This window comes from Bradyrhizobium sp. AZCC 2176, from assembly GCF_036924645.1.
Classification (GTDB): Bacteria; Pseudomonadota; Alphaproteobacteria; order Rhizobiales; family Xanthobacteraceae; genus Bradyrhizobium.
This window is the reverse complement of record NZ_JAZHRX010000001.1, coordinates 1,058,307-1,077,326: the sequence shown is the minus strand read 5'-3', so window position 1 is coordinate 1,077,326 and position 19,020 is coordinate 1,058,307. Positions and strand designations below refer to the sequence as shown.

The window sequence follows — 19,020 nt, the reverse complement described above, 5'->3', positions numbered from 1 at the left end:
CGTCACGGTTTGTGGCGTGAGGAACCTCCACCGGCGGCGAGCGTTCGCTTGCGTAACGCCTTTGTGTGGGAGGTCAACATGCGCAAGCAACTGTTGTTATCGACTGGAATCATCTGCCTGATGCTGGCCCCGGCCGTTTCGTTCGGTCAGGCGCCTGGCGGAAGAGGCGAAGAGCAGAAGCAGATGCGGCCGAGCGAGGCCGGCAAGGGTGCTGCATCGCAAGAGCGCGGCGCCGAGCGCACGCAGGGACGCGCGCCGGGCGCGGAACAAAAGACCCAAGGGGCGGCTGGCCGCGAAGACAGGGGAGCCGGTTCCCGACAGAGCGAGGAAAAGGGCAAGGCCGCGCCATCAGGCGAGCGTCCGTCGACCGCAAGCGATGACAAGCGCGGGCGCGGCGAGGATGCAAAATCCCGTGAGCGCGCGCAGGATTCCCGTCAGGGCGGCCGCGACGCACAAACAGCCCGTGAAGGCAAGGACGCCAAGGACAGCAAAGGCAGCGCCGAGATGGATCGCGATAAAGCGCGCAGCAAATCCAGCGCCGAACAGGAAAAGTCGAAGGGTGGAACCTCGGCCGCTCAGAAGCAGCGCGAGGGAACGCCGGCGACGCAGAAGGAATCCGGCCGCGATCGGCGCGATGGCTCGAAGGGTGCTGCGGAGCAGGATAAGGATGCGGGCCGGCCATCTACCGCGACGGACACAACGCGCACGCAGCCTCCCGCCAGTGCGCAGACGGCTCCTGCTGGTTCGACCAGCCAGAGCCAGACCGGCCAGACGCAGACCAGCCAGCAGTCCAACATCTCGACCGAAAAGCAGGTACGGATTTCCCAGACCCTGACGCGCGAGCGTCTGGCGCCGCCGGAGCGCAACCTCAACATCGCGATCCGGATCGGCGAACCGGTCCCGCCGAGGGTGCGGTTCCATCGGCTGCCGCCGGAAATCGTCTCGATCGAACCCGAGTACCGCGACTACGAGTACTTCTCGACCGATGACGACATCGTCATCGTCGAGCCTCGCACCAAGCGCATCGTCAGCCAGATCCCGCGTGATGCCTCCCGCATTCGTGCCGCCGGCGGTGCGGGCGACACTGGCAGCACGAGCGGTACAGCCGGATACACCAGCTCGACGGCCGCCGCTGGTGGCGCCTCGCCGTGCCGCATCATGCGGCGCGACACCGCTGGCAATGTCACCGAACTCACGCCGCAGACCGTCGGCTCGGCGGCACAGCAGGAAGCCATCAGCGTCACGGTCCGTGTCCCCGGTGGAGCGACGACCGCGCCGATCTCGATGGGTGCGCAGGACGGACAGATCGTGGTGTCCGGCCAGAGCGGCGCCGATTGCATGGTGACGATCGAGCCGCCGGCCAAATAAGGAAGTGAACCGGCGCCGTAGTATGCTTGATCGTCGCTGAGCAAGAGAAAGTGCGGTACTACTGCCGCACTTTCCTTGTGTTGGCACGATGTGTTGCGGCCTTCACCCTTCCGCGACTGCTTCGCTCCACGGCTGGAACACCTCGGTTGCGCCGCTGTTGGTGTCGCCGTCGCGCAGCACGATGCTGGGGCAGGCGAATTTCATCGGCAGGGTCTGGATGCGCGCTTCTTCATAGTCGAAGCGCGCGCCAAGTGCTTCGCGCGCGGCCTGCGGCAGACGCACGTCGCCGATCACGATGGCGCCCTCGCTGGCGTCGATGCGGGGCTGGTGGATCACCGCATCGAGGTCCATGCCGTAATCCATCACAAAGGACAGAAGCTGGCTCACCGCCGGCAGGATGCGCCGCCCGCCGGACGCGCCAATGGCGGCGCGGCGGCCGTCGCTGGCCTGCGCCAGCACCGGCGTGTAATTGGTCAGGCAGCGCTTGCCTGGCGCCAGCGAGTTCGGCGCGCCCGGCGCCGGGTCGAACCACATGATGCCGTTGTTCATGGTGATGCCGGTCTGGCTGGATACGAATTTGGAGCCGAAGGTCGACAGCAGCGTCTGCGTCACCGCGGCCATGTTGCCGTCGCGGTCGACTGCCGAGAAATGCGTGGTGCAGGCCGGTGCCAGCGCTTCGGCGCCGAGCGATCGCCTGCCGTCTTCATCGCCCATGTCCTTTAGCCGCTCGCGATAGGCCGCCTGCAGTGCCGAGGCGTAAGCGACATAGGCTACCGCATCCGGTGCGCCGCGCGCGGGGTTGAGATCCTTCTGCAAGAGACCGAGCGTGCGCGACAGCGTCGGTCCAGCGGTGAGCTCGGGCGTTGCGAACACTTTGCCGCCGCGATAGGGAATGGCCAACGGCTCGCGCAGATGCGCGCGGAACGGCTTGAGGTCCGCAACCGACAGCGCGCCGCCGGCGGCCTGGATGTCGGCGGCGAGGCTGTTCGCCAGATCGCCATCGTAGAAGTCGCGCGGGCCGGCGCTGGCGAGCTGCGCCATCGTGGCCTTGAGCCGGTCCTGCGGCATGCGGACATCCGCCTTGATGCCCCATTGCGGATTCGGCGGCAGGCCATCCACGAGATAGGCCGCGGCGCTCGCGGGATAACGCCGCAGATCCGCAGCCACGCTCGAAATCATCAGCGTGGTCCACCAGTCGACCGCAAGGCCTTGACCGGCGAGCTTGACGCTCGGCGCCAGCAATTCCTGCCACGGCAGTTTGGCGTGGCGGCGATGTGCTTCCTCCATGCCGGCCACCACGCCGGGCACGGCGATCGAGCCGGGGCCATGAAGATTGCGGTCGCCCTCGACGCGCGGCCATGGAAAAATATCCGACGCCGCGCCACCGCCCGTCAGCGGATAATCCGCAGGGTTGAGGCTTGCCGGCGCGCGCATGCCGTAGTCGATCACTTCATAGCGGTCCTCGCGCGCCCGGTAGAGCACCATCGCCCCGCCGCCGCCGAGCCCGCTCATCCAGGGCTCCAGCACGCCCAGCGCAAAGGTGGTCGCGATCACAGCGTCGACGCAGTCGCCGCCCGCAGCCAGCACCTCGGCGCCGACTTGCGCTGCCTTGCTGGATTGTGCCGCAACGATGCCGCCCTTGGAACTGATTGCGGGTTTGCGGATCGCTTGCGTGTTGGAGAACAAGTCGCGCATCGGATGGCCTTTGATATCGGGAGAAAGTTGCGGCGGGGGCGTGAGCTTCATTACACCCTAAAAATCTTGGGGGAGCCATGACAGAATAACATGCAAGGCGAGCACATTCGTCGGTCTTCACGGTTGGCGTCAGGCAGGCGACAATGGCACACTGCGGAGGATTGTCGCATCACCAAAAGGGGCATGCCGGCTTGACCGCGGACGCATTCATTCATTTGCCCGAGCTTCGAACCCGGGTGACGCATCCCGAAAAATCGCTGCTGCGCCTGACGCCCGAGATGTTCTCGATGTGGGAGCAGCGTGCGCGGGCCGCGGGATGGCCCGCAGGCTGGCGGCTGTCGGATGAGGTGATCGAGGCGTCGCGGCTTGCGGTGCTCGGCGATCACAAGGCGGGCCGCGATCTGTGGATCTACTGCTACGGCTCGCTGATGTGGGACCCTGGATTTCATTTCGCCGAAGTCCGGCTCGCCGACGTCGAGGGCTATCAGCGCCGCTTCACGCTGAAGATCAACCTCGGCCGGGGATCGCAGGACTATCCGGCGCTGATGCTTTCGCTGGAGCCACAGCAAGGATGTTGCCGCGGACTGGCGTTCCGTATCGCCGCCTCCTCCGTCCATACAGAGACCGCGATCCTGTGGCGCCGCGAGATGCTGCGCGGCGGCTATGCGCCGGCGGTGGTGCCGATGCGCACACCGCAGGGGCCGATCGAGGCGCTTGCCTTCGTTTCGAACCCTTCGCACCCGAGCTATGTCGGTGAACTGCCGTTTGCGGAGACTGCACGCCTGATCGCGAGCGGGAAGGGTATCCTCGGCACCAACAGGGAATACCTCGTGCAACTGGCGATGCAACTCGACGCGCTGGGGATCGAGGATCCTTATGTCGCACAGCTCCACAGCAAGATCGGCGCCGCGCCGGGCATGTGATGTAGACAGGCGGGGGGCGACGACATGCTCCGCTTTCAAACAATGTTTGACAACCCATTTTCGCAGCGCAACCCGGCATCCTGACGCAAGTGCATGGTGCGAATTATTGGGTATAGTCCGACCCGACTGCGCCAATCGTCCAAGAAACAACAACGAGGAAGCCGCGCATGGCCGGGGACATCAAGTCGCATTACGAGGTCGTCGTCGTTGGCGCTGGTGTCTCGGGTATTTACCAGATCAAGCGGCTGGCTGATCTCGGGGTGGATGCCCTTGTGCTGGATGCTGCCCCCGATCTCGGCGGCACCTGGTACTGGAATCGCTACCCGGGTGCACGGTTTGATTCCGAGAGCTACACCTACGGCTATTCCTTCTCAAGGGAGTTACTCAACGAGTGGCATTGGAAGGAGCGGTTCTCGGCGCAGCCGGAGAACCTCCGCTACCTCAACTACGTCGCCGACAAGTTCGATCTTCGCAAATACATGCGGTTCAACCGCAAGGTGGCGGCGGCGGCTTTCGATGAGGCCGATCATCTGTGGAGGCTCAGGCTCGACGATGGAGGCGAGCTGAGCTGCCGGTTCGTGATTCTGGCGGTCGGGTTGCTGGCAATACCGACGCTGCCGCGGCTGCAAGGCATGGAGACGTTCAAGGGCCGATCGTTCCACACGTTTCATTGGCCGCATGAACCGGTCGAGCTGGCCGGCAAGAAGGTCGGCATCATCGGCACCGGCGCCACCGCAATTCAGGTGATCGGCGAGATCGCCGACAAGGTCGGCGAACTCACGGTGTTTCAGCGCCGTCCGAACTGGAGCGCACCGCTCAACAACAGCCCGATCTCCGAAGCGGAGATGGCCGACATCCGCGCGCGCTACGACGACATCTTTGCCGCCTGCAGGCGCACGCCCGGCGGCTTCGAGCATGAGCCGGACCGGCGCGGCTTTTACGAGGTCACGGCCGAGGAGCGCATCGCGCTATGGGACAAGCTCTATGACGAGCCCGGCTTCGGTATCTGGCTGAGCAATTTCCGCGAGATCTTTACCGACGAGGCGGCCAACGCCGAATTCTCCGCCTACATCGCCGGCCGCATCCGCCGTCGCGTCAAGGACCCGGTGACGGCGGAGAAGCTGATCCCGAAGGATCACGGCTTTGGCGTGCAGCGGGTGCCGCTGGAAACCAATTACTTCGAGGCCTATAACCGCGACAATGTGCATCTCGTCGACATCAGCGAGACCCCGATCGAGCGGGTGACCGAGACCGGCCTGCGCACCAGCGCGCGCGACTACGAGCTCGATGTCCTGGTCTATTCCACCGGCTTCGATGCCATCACCGGCTCATTTGATGCAATCGACATCACCGGCGTCGGCGGGGTGAAGCTGGCCGACCAGTGGCGCGACGGACCCGCGACCTTTCTCGGCATGATGGCCCACGGCTTTCCGAACCTGTTGATGCCGACCGGGCCGCAGAGCGGCTCGGCCTCGACGAATTTTCCGCGCGGCATCGAGAACGGCGTCGGCTGGTGCATGGGCCTGCTCGAGCACATCTGGCGCCGCGGCTACACGCGGGCGGAGCCGACGGCTGAAGCGCAGGCGCGCTGGACCGCGCATGTGACGAAGATGTACGCCATCATGCTGATGCGCAAAGCCAGGTCATGGTTCACCGGCTACAACTCCAACGTCCCCGGCCATGAATACGGCAAGACGCGATACCTCGTTTATAATGGCGGCACCCCGAAATATGTCGCTGTCATCACCGAGGTCGCGCAGAAGGGGTATGAGGGCATCGTGTTCGATGCGGACGCGCGGGGTTCGGCGAGATCCGCGAGCGCCGCGGAGTAAGGCGTGCGGTGAGGTGGCGACGCGTTGCATCCGTCACTGCGTCCGCAGCAGGCGCCTGGGATGAACGCCGTCGACATATCCCATGAACGGCGGATGGATCGAATAGCCGATCAGCTCGCGTGCGCGCTCCGGCAATTGGCTCGCGAGGCCGGCGGGGACAGCGAGCGCCATGTTCTCGAGTTGCCGCACCCAGCCGACGCAATATTGCGGCGTGACGATCAGGCGCGGCCGGTCTGACCGGTTGGCGCCGCCGCGGTGCCACAGCGTTCCCTTGGTGATGGCCAGCGATCCCGACGGCATGATCAGCTTGACGGCATCCGGCCTGTCGCCCTCTTCGTGACCGGCTTCGTTGGTGAAGTGCGCGGGCTGCACCGCGCCCTCGATATACTGCCCGTCCCACAGGTGGCTTCCCGGAATGATTTCGGTAGCGCCGTTTTGCTCGGTCGTGTCGTCGATCGCCCAGAACGTGCTGATGCCAAGGGCAGGACGGGGCCGCGGGATCCTGGCGCCGCTGTCGTCGAAGTGCCACGGCTGCACCGTCTCGCCGGGATGCAGGTTGATCGCGAGCATGGCCGACAGCAGGCAGCTCTCGCCGAGTTCGGCTTCGACAAAGGCCATGGCGAGCGGATGAATCGCGAGCTCCGCGAAAACAGGAGATTTCGCCAGCAGCGCATACACCCGGTTGGTTTTGGTGCCTTCAAAATCGTTGCGGCCGAGCAGATCGCGCGCCAGATGCGGCGCCAGCGCCGCGCGAATTGCAGCGACGCGATCGGGCGCCAGAACGCGTTCGAAGATCAGGTAACCGCTGCGGTCGAACTCTTCCCTCAAGGAGGCGAATGATCGCCCGTTGAGCCAGGGTAACGCTTGCTCCGCTGCCGTTGCCATCGGCGCTCTCCCTTGCGAGGCCGGTCAAGCCGGGCTTCTTGGGGGTATCATACGCAACCGCAGACGTTTTTCACGGGATTTCTGCGGCGCAGAGCGCACCGGCATTCATGATCGCGGCGCAAATCTGTAGCGGAACGTGCAGCTCGGCGCGCCCTGCATCAGGGTCTGGTCCCGCGTGAGGCCTACCTCGCTGCCGCCGGCCGCGACGATATCGAAATCGGTGGCGCAGACCAATAGCGCGCCGAGCTCGGGCTCGCCGAGCGCGCGAAAGAATTCTGCGAAACGGCAGTGCGTGACGTCGAATTCCAGCGCTTCCTTGTCGTGCCGGTGCATCTCCACCGTCACCTCGCGTTCGGTGATTTCGATCAGCGCGGTCTGCATGGCTGCCCATTTGCGCCGCGCGCTGCCCTCGACGCGGTCGCCTATGGCGGCGAACAATTGCTTCGACCAATCGCGCAAGGCTTGCTTGACGATCGCGTCGGCCTTTTCCTTACCCAGTTCCGCGCGCAACGCCCGCAGCACCGGCACCAGCACCTGGGCCTGGATCCGCGTCTTGTCCAAAAGCGACAGGCGGGGATCGACCATATAATCGTCGAGTACGTTCATCGGCTGTTCCTTCCATGTCGCGACGCGCCTCTGGCGGACTATTCCCGCAACTCGGTCATGAAGACCTTTTGGGCGATCTGCCAGCGGCCGTCGATCTTCAACAGCGAGAGCTGGTCGGTGAAGAAGCGCGGCGGGATCGCGCATTTGAGCTTGACGTAGGCCATCGTCGGACCGACGAGGTCGATCGACAGCACCTGGTCATGGCGCGACAGGTCCCGTTGCTTCGGCGACGGCCTGTTCCGGACATTGTCCAGCCAGACGTCACGCGGCGTGATCGTCAGTTCGCCCGCCTCGGAGACGCTGGTCAGCGCGCTGGTCGGATGAAAGGCGCTGGCGATCTTGCTGGCGTCGCCCTCGTGGAGACCGTCGAGGTAGGACTGGATCACGCTTTCGATGGCTTTTGTGTCGTCTGTACTGGTCATGAGATCTGAATTTTCGATGTTTCGTTTATTGGGAGTCTCGATCAATCTGGCGAAGAGCCAGGATATTGCAGGCGTCACCGCGACAATAAGCGAAATTCATTGAGTGGTTGACGTAGAAAATCTATTGCAAGACGATCTGTCGGGTCCCTTGCAAAACGCGGATTGAAAATGGTTGCGAGCGAAACCTATGCCGAATTTCTGCGCGAGCAACTCGCCCCGCTCGGCCGTGTCACCATGCGGGGCATGTTCGGCAAGACCGGCGTGTTCTGCGACGGGGTGATGCTTGGGGTGGTGACGGAAAACACGCTGTATTTCCGGGTGGATGATGAGAACCGGGAGACGTTCAGGGAAGCCGAGGCGTTCCCGCCGCTAATTACGCGAAGAAGGGCCAGATGATAGACCTCGCATTCTGGCGCGTGCCGGAACGGCTGTTCGACGAGCCCGACGAGTTCATCGCATGGGCGCGCGCCGCACTGGCGGCGGCACACCGGGTTGCAGCGAAGAGGCCGGCGCCAAAGCAGCACAAAGCGTCAAGGCAACGCAAGCGCCCGTGAGCCTTCAGAGGGCGCGCAAATGAAGTCGCGCGGCCATTCGTGCGCGCTTACCCCGCGGCAGCGTTGACCGCGATCGGCGCGGCATCCTCAGTCGCTTCCATCTTCCGCGGCAGTCCCGCAAAGCCGCGCAGGGCCTCGGCCATCTTCGCACGGCCGCTGACGCCGGTGATCACCACGTCCACCATCATCAGCGACGTGTGGATGTGGCCACGCGCCTGAAGCTGCTCGATCGGGACACCTGCGGCAGCCAGCGCCTCGGCATATTCGATGCCCTCGTCGCGCAGCGGATCGAACTCGCAGGTGGCGACGAACGCCGGGGGCAGGCCTGCCAGATTCCCGCGCAGCGGCGAGGCGCGCGGATCGGTGCGGTCGGCGGGCGAACAATAGATGTCCCAGAACCAGAACATCAGCGATCGCGTCAGGAAATAGCCTACCGCATTGTCGGCATAGGAGGGACGGTCGAACCTGCAATCGGTGACCGGGCACACCAGCAACTGGCCCGCGATTGGCGGGCCGCCGCGATCGCGCGCGAGCTGGCAGGTGACAGCGGCGATGTTGGCGCCGGCACTCCAGCCTGCGACCAGCACCGGGCCCGGTCTGCCGCCGAGCTCGGCCGCATGTTCGGCGATCCAGCGCGTCGCCGCATAGCCGTCCTCGGCCGCCGCCGGGAAGCGATGCTCGGGCGCATGGCGGTAACCGACGCTGACGACGATCATGCCGCTGCGGCGGCAGATGTCGCGGCAGAACGGATCGTCGGACTGCTCGTCGCCGAGCACCCAGCCGCCGCCGTGGAAATAGACCACGATCGGATGCGGCCCCGGCGTTGCCGGCCGATAGAGACGGTAGGACAACAGACCATCGGCGCCGTGCAGCACGCCGTCGCCGACCTCACCGACCGGGCGGCCGGCAGGACGGCCCTTGTTGAATTCGGTGAGGAAGTCGCGCGCGCCTTGCGCTCCAAGTGATTCGATTTGCGGCAGGTTCATCTCCGCCAGCATGCCCAGCACCAGCCGCACGTCCGGCTGCAGGCGAACCACCTCGCCGTCGTTGCATTGCTCTGCAACGTTCGGGCCGGTCAGCTTGAAGCCGAGCATGCCGCGGCCGACCACCTCGTTGCAGATGCTGCGGTAGGGACCGACGCCGCCGGTATAGGGCATCACGCCCTGCGGCTTGCCGGGAACGTTGGCGCCCGTGTACCAGGTGTTGGCCAGCCGATGCAGCGTGATCATCGAGCAGTCGGCCATGTGCTGTGCCCAGCCGGCCTGCGCCGTCTCGGTTGCGTCGATGGTCGTGAAGCCGGCCTCGCGCATCGCCGCCAGCCGGTCGACCACCCAGTCGACATGCTGCTCGATCGACACCGCCATGTTCGACAGCACCGATGGGCTGCCCGGGCCCGTGATCAGGAACAGATTCGGGAAGCCCGAGACGGTGAGCCCGAGATAGCTCTGCGGGCCGTTGGCCCAGACGTCGGACAGCGATTTGCCATCGCGGCCCGTGATCGGATGCACCGCCTTGATGGCGCCGGTCATGGCGTCGAAGCCGGTAGCGAACACGATCACGTCGACGTCGAACGTGCGCTTGTCGGTCGTGATGCCGGAAGCCGTGATCTCCGTGATCGGCTCCTGCCGCAGATTGACCAGCGTGACGTTGGGGCGGTTGTAGGTCGCGTAATAGTTGGTATCGAGGCAGGGCCGCTTGGCGCCGAACGGATGGTCGTGCGGGGTCAAGGCTTCAGCCGTCTCCGGGTCCTTGACGATGTCGCGGATTTTCTCGCGGATCAGGTCAGCGAGCAGCGTGTTGCCGTCGACGTCGACGCCCTGGTCGGCCCAGAGCTGGGTCAGGATGTAGACGAGATCGCCGGTGGCCCAGGCCTGCTCGAACCGCTCGCGACGTTCGGCATCGCTCAATTGCCAGCTTACCGCCATCTGTTGCGGATAGGGGACGCCCGCGAGCGACCAGCGCGCCTGCTCGCGGTAACCGGCGCGGTCGCCCTCCAGCAGCGTCGTGCGCTCCGTTGGGACAGGACCATTATGAGCGGGCAGGGCGAAATTCGGCGTGCGCTGGAACACGGTGAGATGCGCCGCCTGCTCCGCGAGCAGCGGGATCGACTGGATGCCCGATGATCCCGTGCCGATGACAGCGATGCGCTTGCCGGCGAGCTTGACCTCCTCATGCGGCCAGCGGCCGGTGAAATAGATCTCGCCCTTGAAGTCCTTGACGCCATCGATCTCCGGCGGCTTGGGCGCGGAGAGGCAGCCGGTGGCCATGATGTAATGGCGGCAGGAAACACCGGCGCCATTGTCTGTCGTGAGCCGCCAACGTTCCGCGTTCTGATCCCAGTTCGCCGCCGTGACTTTTGTGCAAAAGCGGATGTCGCGCCGCAGCTCATATCTGTCGGCGACGAAGCCGAGATAGCGCAGGATTTCAGGTTGGGTGGCGTATTTTTCCGACCATCGCCACGCGCTCTCAAGCTCCGGATCGAACGTGTAGCTGTAGTCGATGGTCTGGATGTCGCAGCGTGCGCCGGGATAGCGGTTCCAGTACCAGGTGCCGCCGACATCGCCGGCTTCCTCGATCACGACAACCGAGAACCCGGCCTTGCGCAGGCGATGCAGGAGATAGAGGCCGGCAAATCCGGCGCCGACGACGGCGACATCGACCTGTTGCGTCGTATCGCTGTTTGTCGTTTCAGAAGAACGTGCTGCGACCGCTGCGTCCGGCATGCTACTCCTCCCGTATGTTTTATAATTTTGGGTAGGCTACTGCCGCGTGCTCAGTTTGTCATCAGGACAAATGCAATCGTTGGATGTTCCTCAGTCTGCGCTCTCCGTCGTCGTCCATGCCCCGCAGAGACACCGCGGGAAAATGCGAGAACCTATCAACGTGTCGCCCCTGCGAACGCGGGGCCCATACGCCGCGGCCGTCGGAATGGGCAGGAGGAGAGACGGCTTTGCTTCAGCAATTCACAACAGCAGTCGGCTAACGCAGGGCGTCTGCGACCGCGCTTTCTCGATGGATCACGCGGTATCGCGATGCGCGCAGGGCGCTCACGCGGGGGTCCCTGCGTTCGCAGGGACGACACCGAGTGTGCTACGCACTCGCTCGCTATATGCGCTTGCGCCGTTCGTTCGTGCGGCGGCGTTCGATTACTCGTGCCGCCCAGTTAGGGCTGAAACCGAGCGTGAAGTCACGAAAGCTCTCCACGGCGGGCGAGAGTGATGCGCTGTGCCGCACGAACATCGCGATGTTCCATTTGACGGCCGGCTGCAGCAGCGGCAGGAACGCCATTCCGAAACCGCGCACCAGCGGCTCCGCCATCGAGGGGCAGATCACGGCGCCTCGTCTCACCCGCAGCATCGACAGCGCGGTGTTCACCCGGTGCACCGGCACCAACTCCTTGGGGTGATGCCGGGACGGTACGTTGCTCAACACGTTGATTGCGATGTTCGGCATGTAGTTGAGCAGCGGCCGCTCGCGCAGATCCTTCCAACTGACCGACTTGCCCTTTGTCAACGGGTCATCGCTGCGCAACGCCACCCAGAGTGGATCGGCGCAAATCATGTGCACCTCGACCGATTGATCAGGGACGACGCCGGCCGGCCCGAAGCCGATGTCGGTAGAGCCGTTCTGCAGGCCGGCCAGCACCTCCTGGATCGGCACGTCGTCGAAGCGGACGTCGACGCCCGGATGGCTGTCGTTGTATCCGGCGATGAGCTCCGGCAGCAGCGTGCAGGATAACGTTTCGGGCGCTGCGACACGCACCAGGCCGCGGCGGAGCTCCTTGAGATTGGTCAGGTTGTCGAGCGCCTCGTCCAGGTTTGAGAGCACGCGCCGCGCCATCGGTGCAAAGGTTTCGCCAACCGCGGACGCCGAAACTTTTCGCGTCGTGCGGTCCAGCAGGCGGACGCCGACGCGGCTCTCGAGTTCCTTGATCAGGCCTGAGAGCGCCGCCTGCGACAGGTGCATGGCCTTGGCAGCTTCCGAGAAGCTTGCGGTCTCCAGCACGGCGAGATAGGCGCGCAACTGCCGCAGTGTCACGTCCATTGCCATGTCGCCTCCAGTCTGGATTTATAGGTCAAACTTATCAATCGGTCAAAAAATACACATTGTTCGATAGAAAGCGCGTCTCTATCGTTGACCTCGATAAGACGAAGGCCCGGCGATCCAGCAATGCGATCGCGTCAAACGCGGCCCGATGAAAACGGGACGGACTAGCCGCCACTCCAGGCGGCTCTTCTTCCCAGGAGGCACTCATGAAAGTCACACGCCGAACCCTGGTGGGGACCATCGCCGCCGGTCTTGCCGCAGGTCCGCATCTTCCTGCGTTTGCCGAGGGCGAGTGGCCGTCGCGGGTTGTGCGGCTGGTGTCGCCCTATGGGGCGGGCGGGGCAAGCGACATCTCGTTGCGCATCCTGGCCGAGCAGTTCGGGCGCAGCCTTAACCAGCAGTTCATCGTCGAGAACAAGCCGGGGGCGGGCACGCGCGTCGCCAACGAGTTGGTCTCGCGCGCAGCGCCGGACGGATACACCTTCCTCTATGCGGCCGCGCCGTTTGCGACGGCCGAAGCCTTGTTCGAGAAACTGAACTACAACCGCAGGGATCTGCAGCCGGTGGCGATGGCGATGATGGCACCGTTGTTCCTGGTGGTGAACGCGAAGGCATCCTTCAAGACCCTTCAGGAGATGATCGCCTACGGCAAGTCAAAACCGGACGGCTTGACCTTTGGTTCTCCGGGTGCGGGCTCGCAGCCCCATCTGGCCGCCGAACTGCTGTTTCGGGACGCCGGCGTCAAAGGCCTCATCGTTCCCTTCCGCGGCGACAACATGGCGTACACCGAACTGCTGGCCAGCCGTCTCGACGCCACGCTGACTGCGATCAGCACCGCCTTGCCGCACATCCAGAGCGGTCAGTTGCGTGTGCTGGGGGTGGCGTCGGCCGCGCGCAGCCCGATTTATCCCGAGGCTCCTACTTTGCGCGAACAGGGCTTTCCAACGTGATCGCTTCCGGTTGGTATGGCTTCATGGCGCCGGCCGCCACGCCGCAACCGATCGTCGACCGGCTGCAGGCGGAGGTTATTCGCGTGCTTGCCGATCCCGAGGTGAAGCAAAAGCTGCTGGCCCAGGGATTGGAAGCGAATGGCGGCACAGCCGCCGAGTTCGGCAAATTCATCGACGACGAGACGCGCAAATGGGGTGAGGTGATCCGCGCGGCAGGCCTCAAGGGCGAATAACAGGCTCAGTTCGCGTACAGACCCTCGACGATCGGCAGTCGCGCGGCCCGCAGGGCGGGAAACAGTCCGCCGATCAGGCCCACGATCAGCGCAAGCGCCACACCCTCGGCGATCAGCCAGGGACTGAGCTTGAAGTCGAACACCACTTGGGTGAAGTTGCCGCCAAGGGTCGACGCCGTGACGCCATCGAAAATCAAATAGGTAGCGGCGGCGCCCAACATGCCGCCGATGACGGCGAGCAGCAGCGATTCGGCGAGCGTCCCGACGAAGGCGGGGAAGCCACCGAAGCCGATGGCGCGCAGCGTTGCGATCTCCGTCGCGCGGGCGGCGACCGACGAATACATCGTGTTGAGCGCGCCGGCGATCGCGCCCAGCGCCATCGCGATCGCCAAGGGCCAGCCGAGCTTCTGAATCAGATCCGAGGTCTGCGAGGCCTGTTCGGAGAAGTAAGCCGCTTCGGATTTGACATCGAGCTTCAGCCGCGGATCGTTGTCGCTGTAGCTCTTGAGTTCGTTCAGTGCGGCCGGTCCGGTGAGGCGCGCGCGCACGGTCTGAACGACGTTGTTGCGGTTGAACAGGCTCTGCACCACGTTGAGATCGGCCCAGATCTCGGATTCGAACACGCTGCCGCCGGCTTCGAACACGCCGACGACGGTCCAGCGCGTGGCGCCGAACGACACGGTAGAGCCGAGGTCGAAGCCCTCGAACTCCCGCAGCAAGGCCTTGCCGACCACCACCTCGTTGCTGCCGCGGTTGAACATGCGGCCTGCGGTGATGACGATGTCCTTGCGCAGCGTACTGCCTTGTTCGCCGATTCCGCGCAGCGGCAGGTTGGCCTTGGTCTTGGTCGAGCGCTTGATGCCGTCGACGACCAGATAGAGCTCCGGCGAGATCAGGGGTTTGCCGTCGCTGCCGCGGGCGATGCCGGGACCGTCCTCGATCAGCCGCACCTGATCGCGGCTAACCGTGCTGTTGATCTCGGCCTGCGAACCCGCCCGCAGCACGATCGCGATATCATCGGCGCCGGATCCCGCGATCGTGCGCTGGAAGCCGTTGGCCATTGCGAGGAATGCGAGGAGGACGATCACCACCAGCGCGATCGCGATCACCGTCGAGAGCGAGAGCCAGCGCCGCTGCGCAATGCTCTTGAGGTTGATGACAGTAACCGCCGCCACTTGAAGCCAGAGCGAACGCATGCCTATCCCCGTCCGAGCGCGGTTGCAATTTTGAGCCGCATGGCGTTGAGCGCCGGAATGATCCCCGTGATCAGCCCCAGCGCGATCATCAGCGCCAATCCTTGCAGGACGATGGTCGGCGATACCGCAAAAGCGGGCGCGATGTTGGAGAGGCTGGTGCGAAGCGCCGCTGCGATCAGCGCCGCAATCGCCAGTCCGGGAATGCCGCCGAGCAGCGCCAGCAGCACGGATTCGCCGAGCACCATTCTGAGGATCCGCGGACCTGAAAAGCCGAGTGTCTTCAGCACGCCGATCTCACGGGTACGCTCCCGGATCGACAGCGCCATGGTATTGCCGACGATCATCAGGATGGTGACGAAGGCCGCGCCAACCACCAGCAACACGATCAGCGCGATGTTGCCGAACTGGGCCGCGAACGCCTTGCCGAACGCCTTCTCGGTGTCGGTGGAGGTCTCGGCGGTGGAATTGGCGAACATCGCGTCGATCGCCTTGGCCACGCGGTCGTTGTTTTCGGGCGACGTGGTCTGAAGGATCATCCAGCCGATGGTGTCCTTTCCGAAACTGCGGGTCTCGTCGAAATAGGCGTACTGGAACAGCAGGAAGTTGGTGTCGACATGCTCGGCCTTGCCCTTGACGATGCCGGTAATGGTGAGGTCCCAGGTGTGGCCGCCGCTCTTCTGGCTGAAGATGTTGCTCGCTACCGGGATGCGATCGCCGATCTTCCAGCCCCACTTCTGCGCCAGTTTTTCGCCGACCACCGCGCTGCCGCGGTCACGCATGAAGGCCTGAAGCTGCTCGGGCGGAACCTCGAATTCGCTGCGGTAAACGTCGAAATAGGTGTTCGGCTCGATCGCGAGCGCCATCAGAAAATTCTTCGGGTCCTGGTAATAGCCACCGAACCAGTTGGCGAAGGTCACCTGCCGTACCCCTTCCACCGCGCGTACGCGATTGAAGTAGGCGATCGGCATCGGCTGGGTGAAGTTGATCTTGTTGACGGTGATCATCCGGTCCGCGGCGGCGGCATCTTCGCCGGCGGTGAAGGCGCGGTAGAATCCGGCGAGCACGCCGAAGATCATGAAGGCGATCAGGATCGACGCGATCATCAGGCTGGCGCGCAATTTGCGGCGGAACAGGTTCTTCCGGACCAGGTCGAAGTCGTTCACGCGGCAAGCTCCCGTTCGACGAAGCGACCCTTGTCGAGATGCAGGATACGCTTGGCGTAGTCTGCTGCGGCAGGATCATGCGTGACCATCACGATGGTCTTGCCGAGATCGCTATTGAGCAGTTGCAGGATCGAAAGAATCTCGTCGGCCGATTGCCGGTCGAGATCGCCGGTCGGCTCGTCGCACAGCAGCAGGTTCGGATCGGAGACGATGGCGCGCGCAATCGCAACGCGCTGCTGCTGGCCGCCCGACATCTCGCGCGGACGGTGCTTGACGCGATCGGTAAGCCCAACCACGGAAAGCGCGGTGTGAACACGCTCGGCGCGCTCCTTGCTCCGCAATTTGGTGAGCAACAGCGGCAATTCGACGTTCTGCGCCGCGGTCAGCATCGGCATCAGATTGTAGAACTGGAAGATGAAGCCGATATTGGCGGCTCGCCAGGCGGCCAATTCGCTCTCGGAGAGGCCGTCGATGCGCTGGTCTGCAACCGCAATCTCGCCGGCGTCGGCGCGGTCGATGCCGCCCAGCAGGTTGAGCAGCGTGGTCTTGCCCGAACCGGACGGCCCCATGACGGCAATGAAATCGCCGCGGGGAATGGCCAGATCGAGATGATCGAAGATCGAGATCGTCTCCTTGCCCTTGGTGAAACGCTTAGCTACGCCGGTAAGGCGAACCATCGGATGCTCGGCTGTCACGCTTGTCTCCTCCAGGGATTCCGGCTGGATGCTAGTTTGCGGCGGTGGCTTCAGTGGCGCCCTTTGTCTTGGCGTCAGCCAGGAAGTTCACCTTCACCGCCATGTCGGGCAGGATGCGCGGGTCCTTCTTGTCGAAGCGGATGCGCACCTTCACCGTGGCCTTCTCGCGGTTCGCGGTCGGCACGATGGCGATGACGGAGGCGGGAATGGTCCAGTCCGGATAGGCATCCAGCATCGCGTTCACGGCACCTCCAGGGGCGACCCGGCCGATGAAGGCTTCGTTGACGTCGACTTCGATTTCGATCGAATCCATGTCGACGATGGTGCAAATGCCGGTGCGCGTGTAGCCGCCGACCGACATCGGTGAAATCATCTCGCCGGGCTGTGCGCTGCGGTCGATGACGACGCCGGCAAACGGCGCCCGTATCTGATGCTTGTCGAGCATCGAGGCGCTGCGCTTGGCGTCGATCTTGGCGGTCTCGAATTGCGACTGCGCCTGGCGCAATTGCGCGCTGAGCACACCGACCCGGGCCTGCGCCTTGGTCAAATCGGCCTCGGTCGCGAAATTCTTTTGCGACAGGGTTTGTACACGCGACATGATCCGGGTCGCGTCGTCCAGATCGGCGGTAATCGCGGCGATCGCGGCATCGGCCGTTTCGACCCGCGAGCGCGCCAGCTCATAATCCTTTTCGGCGAGCACGCTGTCGAGCCGCGCCACGACCTGACCATTGGTCACCGTCATGCCTTCGTCGATGAAGACCTCGACCACCTTGCCGGTGATCTCGGCCGCAACGGTTGCCTTGCGGCGCGCCACCACATAGCCGGAGGCCGCCAGATTGCCGGCCGCCTTGTTGTTTGTCGCAGGCTGCTGAGGTTGCTGCGTTGCCTGCGGCTGCGCGGCGGGCTGCTGTGCGGTCTGTGATGCGGTCGTCTCCTTGGGCGAATCCTGCCTGTGGAGCTCGAAAGCGGCAAAGGCGGCGAACGCGACGACGCAGGCGACAATTGCCGCCGAGATCGGCAACCAGCGGCGACCAGGTCGCTCCGCCTTGCCAGCGCTGCGATCGATGGTCAGCGATCTCAGCAACTTGCTCTTGTCTTCGGTCATCGTTCATTTCCATGCGGCTGCTCGCTGCAACTTCCGCGCGGGCGGCATCATTTCTCGCGCTGGTGGTCTCGCTCACAGCCGGTCTACATATCTCGCCATCGTAGGGGGCGGGCCCTCAGCTTCCATGAGGCAGCGACCCCAGCTCGGTTGTAAATCCCGTTCAGCTCTCGCGAGCGCCAGGCGGCGCCCGTTTTTCGACGAGGCGAATAGCGGGAATTTAAAGCTTAATGGCGGCGGAAGCAATTGCTGGAACCAGCAAGAGTTGCATGTGACCAGATGCCGCCATTTTTGGTGTGCAGTGGTTCACCCGATCTCGATCGCCACTTTGCCGAAATGTGCGCCGCTTTCCATATGGGCGAACGCCTGTTTCACCTGATCGAACGAGAAGGCCTTGTCGACCACCGGCTTCATCCGGTGAAACGCGATGGCGTCCACCATCGCTTTGAGGTCCTCGACCGATCCGACGGTGACGCCCTGCAGCCGCTGCTGTTGCATGACCATCAATGGCAGCCGCAGGTCTGACGGGGGCGGGCCGGCGAGCACGCCGATGAAGGCGATCGTGCCGCCGATCCTGGTCGCCCTGATCGATTCGTTCAGCGTACCGACCCCGCCTACCTCGACGACGAGGTCGACGCCGTGGCCGCTCCACTCGCGGGCTTTCTTTCCCCAGTCGGGCGTCGCCTTGTAGTTCAAGGTGAAGTCTGCGCCGAGCGTCTTGAGGCGTTCGATCTTGGCGTCGCTGGATGAGGTTGCGATGACGCGCGCGCCGCACATCTTCGCAAACTGAATTGCAAAGAGAGAGACCCCGCCGGTGCCTTGCGTCAGAACGGTCTGGCCGGGCTTTATGCCACCAAGCTTGACGACTGCGCTCCAGGCCGTGAGCCCCGCGCAGGGCAGTGCGGCGGCTTCGATCTCGCTGAGGTGCGCCGGCGTTCTGACCAGCGCGTGCTTCGGAAAGATCCGATACTCGCTAAGGACGCCGTCCACCGCGCCGCCGAGGGCCGAACGCATCTTCGCTTCGCTCGGTTCGCCGGCGACCCAGCTTTCAAAGAAACTGCCGATGACGCGGTCATCAGGCGCAAATTCCCGCACGCCCGGGCCGACCCGCTCGATGACACCAGCCCCATCCGAAACCGGCACGAGCGGAAATTTCTGACGCGAACCGTACCCGCCCTTTACGGTGAGAAGGTCGCGATAGTTTAGCGTTGCCGCCCTGAGCCGAACCAGCACCTCGCCCTCACCGGGTTCCGGCACAGGCTTGTGGACGAGGGCAAGTCCATCGATTCCGTTCGGGCCCTGTAGCTCGTAGCACTTCAACGGGGTTCTCCTTCGGCGCAGCCGTGTAA

16 protein-coding genes and 1 pseudogene are annotated in these 19,020 nt (G+C 64.2%); 6 read left to right on the top strand and 11 right to left on the bottom strand.

What is annotated here, in order from left to right:
* The first annotated feature begins 78 nt into the window (after positions 1-78).
* Positions 79-1,368 carry a DUF1236 domain-containing protein gene (locus V1288_RS04725; RefSeq protein ID WP_334355970.1) on the top strand — a complete coding sequence of 430 codons (1,290 nt, stop codon included), beginning with the start codon at positions 79-81 and terminating at the stop codon, positions 1,366-1,368.
* Between the two features lie 102 nt (positions 1,369-1,470).
* Here the strand turns inward: V1288_RS04725 and V1288_RS04720 are convergent, their stop codons facing one another.
* The gene (locus V1288_RS04720) at positions 1,471-3,063 is read right to left on the bottom strand and encodes a gamma-glutamyltransferase (protein ID WP_334361192.1); all 1,593 of its coding nucleotides are present in this window, start codon (positions 3,061-3,063) and stop codon (positions 1,471-1,473) included.
* Positions 3,064-3,254: 191 nt separating this feature from the next.
* Here V1288_RS04720 and V1288_RS04715 point away from each other — a divergent pair, with 191 nt between their 5' ends.
* A complete protein-coding gene (locus V1288_RS04715; RefSeq protein WP_334355969.1) occupies positions 3,255-3,986 on the top strand; it encodes a gamma-glutamylcyclotransferase in 732 nt (243 codons plus the stop codon).
* 167 nt (positions 3,987-4,153) lie between these two features.
* The gene (locus V1288_RS04710; RefSeq protein WP_334355968.1) at positions 4,154-5,818 is read left to right on the top strand and encodes a flavin-containing monooxygenase; all 1,665 of its coding nucleotides are present in this window, start codon (positions 4,154-4,156) and stop codon (positions 5,816-5,818) included.
* Positions 5,819-5,851: 33 nt separating this feature from the next.
* Here V1288_RS04710 and V1288_RS04705 read toward each other — a convergent pair whose 3' ends face one another.
* From V1288_RS04705 to V1288_RS04695, 3 genes are all read right to left on the bottom strand, one after another.
* Positions 5,852-6,703 carry a phytanoyl-CoA dioxygenase family protein gene (locus V1288_RS04705; RefSeq protein ID WP_334355967.1) on the bottom strand — a complete coding sequence of 284 codons (852 nt, stop codon included), beginning with the start codon at positions 6,701-6,703 and terminating at the stop codon, positions 5,852-5,854.
* 105 nt (positions 6,704-6,808) lie between these two features.
* Entirely contained in the window at positions 6,809-7,309 is a 501-nt protein-coding gene (locus V1288_RS04700) for an L-2-amino-thiazoline-4-carboxylic acid hydrolase (RefSeq protein ID WP_334355966.1), read from the bottom strand.
* 38 nt (positions 7,310-7,347) lie between these two features.
* Positions 7,348-7,731 carry a nuclear transport factor 2 family protein gene (locus tag V1288_RS04695; RefSeq protein WP_334355965.1) on the bottom strand — a complete coding sequence of 128 codons (384 nt, stop codon included), beginning with the start codon at positions 7,729-7,731 and terminating at the stop codon, positions 7,348-7,350.
* A 168-nt stretch (positions 7,732-7,899) separates the two neighbouring features.
* Between V1288_RS04695 and V1288_RS04690 the strand changes: the two genes are divergently transcribed.
* Together V1288_RS04690 and V1288_RS04685 are read left to right on the top strand one after the other, a co-directional pair.
* Positions 7,900-8,127, top strand: coding sequence for a TfoX/Sxy family protein (locus V1288_RS04690; protein ID WP_334355964.1), 228 nt, complete (start codon positions 7,900-7,902; stop codon positions 8,125-8,127).
* Positions 8,124-8,285, top strand: a complete 162-nt coding sequence (locus tag V1288_RS04685) for a hypothetical protein (RefSeq protein ID WP_334355963.1) — start codon at positions 8,124-8,126, stop codon at positions 8,283-8,285. Before V1288_RS04690 ends, V1288_RS04685 begins: the two co-directional genes overlap by 4 nt.
* Before the next feature lie 47 nt (positions 8,286-8,332).
* Here V1288_RS04685 and V1288_RS04680 read toward each other — a convergent pair whose 3' ends face one another.
* Both V1288_RS04680 and V1288_RS04675 read right to left on the bottom strand, forming a co-directional pair.
* Positions 8,333-11,008, bottom strand: coding sequence for a flavin-containing monooxygenase (locus tag V1288_RS04680; RefSeq protein WP_334355962.1), 2,676 nt, complete (start codon positions 11,006-11,008; stop codon positions 8,333-8,335).
* Between the two features lie 382 nt (positions 11,009-11,390).
* Positions 11,391-12,335: a LysR family transcriptional regulator gene (locus V1288_RS04675; RefSeq protein ID WP_334355961.1), complete on the bottom strand. Its 945-nt coding sequence runs from the start codon at positions 12,333-12,335 to the stop codon at positions 11,391-11,393.
* A 203-nt stretch (positions 12,336-12,538) separates the two neighbouring features.
* Here V1288_RS04675 and V1288_RS04670 point away from each other — a divergent pair.
* Positions 12,539-13,515: pseudogene (locus V1288_RS04670) on the top strand (Bug family tripartite tricarboxylate transporter substrate binding protein).
* A 5-nt stretch (positions 13,516-13,520) separates the two neighbouring features.
* Here V1288_RS04670 and V1288_RS04665 read toward each other — a convergent pair.
* From V1288_RS04665 to V1288_RS04645, 5 genes are all read right to left on the bottom strand, one after another.
* Positions 13,521-14,711 carry an ABC transporter permease gene (locus V1288_RS04665; RefSeq protein ID WP_334355960.1) on the bottom strand — a complete coding sequence of 397 codons (1,191 nt, stop codon included), beginning with the start codon at positions 14,709-14,711 and terminating at the stop codon, positions 13,521-13,523.
* A gap of 2 nt (positions 14,712-14,713) precedes the next feature.
* Entirely contained in the window at positions 14,714-15,874 is a 1,161-nt protein-coding gene (locus V1288_RS04660; RefSeq protein ID WP_334355959.1) for an ABC transporter permease, read from the bottom strand.
* The gene (locus V1288_RS04655; protein ID WP_334361191.1) at positions 15,871-16,551 is read right to left on the bottom strand and encodes an ABC transporter ATP-binding protein; all 681 of its coding nucleotides are present in this window, start codon (positions 16,549-16,551) and stop codon (positions 15,871-15,873) included. Before V1288_RS04655 ends, V1288_RS04660 begins: the two co-directional genes overlap by 4 nt.
* 49 nt (positions 16,552-16,600) lie before the next feature.
* Positions 16,601-17,674 (bottom strand): efflux RND transporter periplasmic adaptor subunit, encoded by a 1,074-nt coding sequence (locus V1288_RS04650; RefSeq protein WP_334355958.1) that lies wholly within the window; start codon positions 17,672-17,674, stop codon positions 16,601-16,603.
* Positions 17,675-17,977: 303 nt separating this feature from the next.
* The gene (locus tag V1288_RS04645; protein ID WP_334355957.1) at positions 17,978-18,991 is read right to left on the bottom strand and encodes a zinc-dependent alcohol dehydrogenase family protein; all 1,014 of its coding nucleotides are present in this window, start codon (positions 18,989-18,991) and stop codon (positions 17,978-17,980) included.
* Positions 18,992-19,020 lie beyond the last annotated feature (29 nt).

Bases quoted from the DNA above. Each gene is read 5' to 3' on its own strand.
- V1288_RS04655 (WP_334361191.1), bottom strand. From the start codon at position 16,551: ATGGTTCGCCTTACCGGCGTAGCTAAGCGTTTCACCAAGGGCAAGGAG.
- V1288_RS04695 (WP_334355965.1), bottom strand. From the start codon at position 7,731: ATGACCAGTACAGACGACACAAAAGCCATCGAAAGCGTGATCCAGTCC.
- V1288_RS04675 (WP_334355961.1), bottom strand. From the start codon at position 12,335: ATGGCAATGGACGTGACACTGCGGCAGTTGCGCGCCTATCTCGCCGTG.
- V1288_RS04680 (WP_334355962.1), bottom strand. From the start codon at position 11,008: ATGCCGGACGCAGCGGTCGCAGCACGTTCTTCTGAAACGACAAACAGC.
- V1288_RS04690 (WP_334355964.1), top strand. From the start codon at position 7,900: ATGGTTGCGAGCGAAACCTATGCCGAATTTCTGCGCGAGCAACTCGCC.
- V1288_RS04650 (WP_334355958.1), bottom strand. From the start codon at position 17,674: ATGACCGAAGACAAGAGCAAGTTGCTGAGATCGCTGACCATCGATCGC.
- V1288_RS04725 (WP_334355970.1), top strand. From the start codon at position 79: ATGCGCAAGCAACTGTTGTTATCGACTGGAATCATCTGCCTGATGCTG.
- V1288_RS04665 (WP_334355960.1), bottom strand. From the start codon at position 14,711: ATGCGTTCGCTCTGGCTTCAAGTGGCGGCGGTTACTGTCATCAACCTC.
- V1288_RS04700 (WP_334355966.1), bottom strand. From the start codon at position 7,309: ATGAACGTACTCGACGATTATATGGTCGATCCCCGCCTGTCGCTTTTG.
- V1288_RS04710 (WP_334355968.1), top strand. From the start codon at position 4,154: ATGGCCGGGGACATCAAGTCGCATTACGAGGTCGTCGTCGTTGGCGCT.
- V1288_RS04720 (WP_334361192.1), bottom strand. From the start codon at position 3,063: ATGCGCGACTTGTTCTCCAACACGCAAGCGATCCGCAAACCCGCAATC.
- V1288_RS04685 (WP_334355963.1), top strand. From the start codon at position 8,124: ATGATAGACCTCGCATTCTGGCGCGTGCCGGAACGGCTGTTCGACGAG.
- V1288_RS04705 (WP_334355967.1), bottom strand. From the start codon at position 6,703: ATGGCAACGGCAGCGGAGCAAGCGTTACCCTGGCTCAACGGGCGATCA.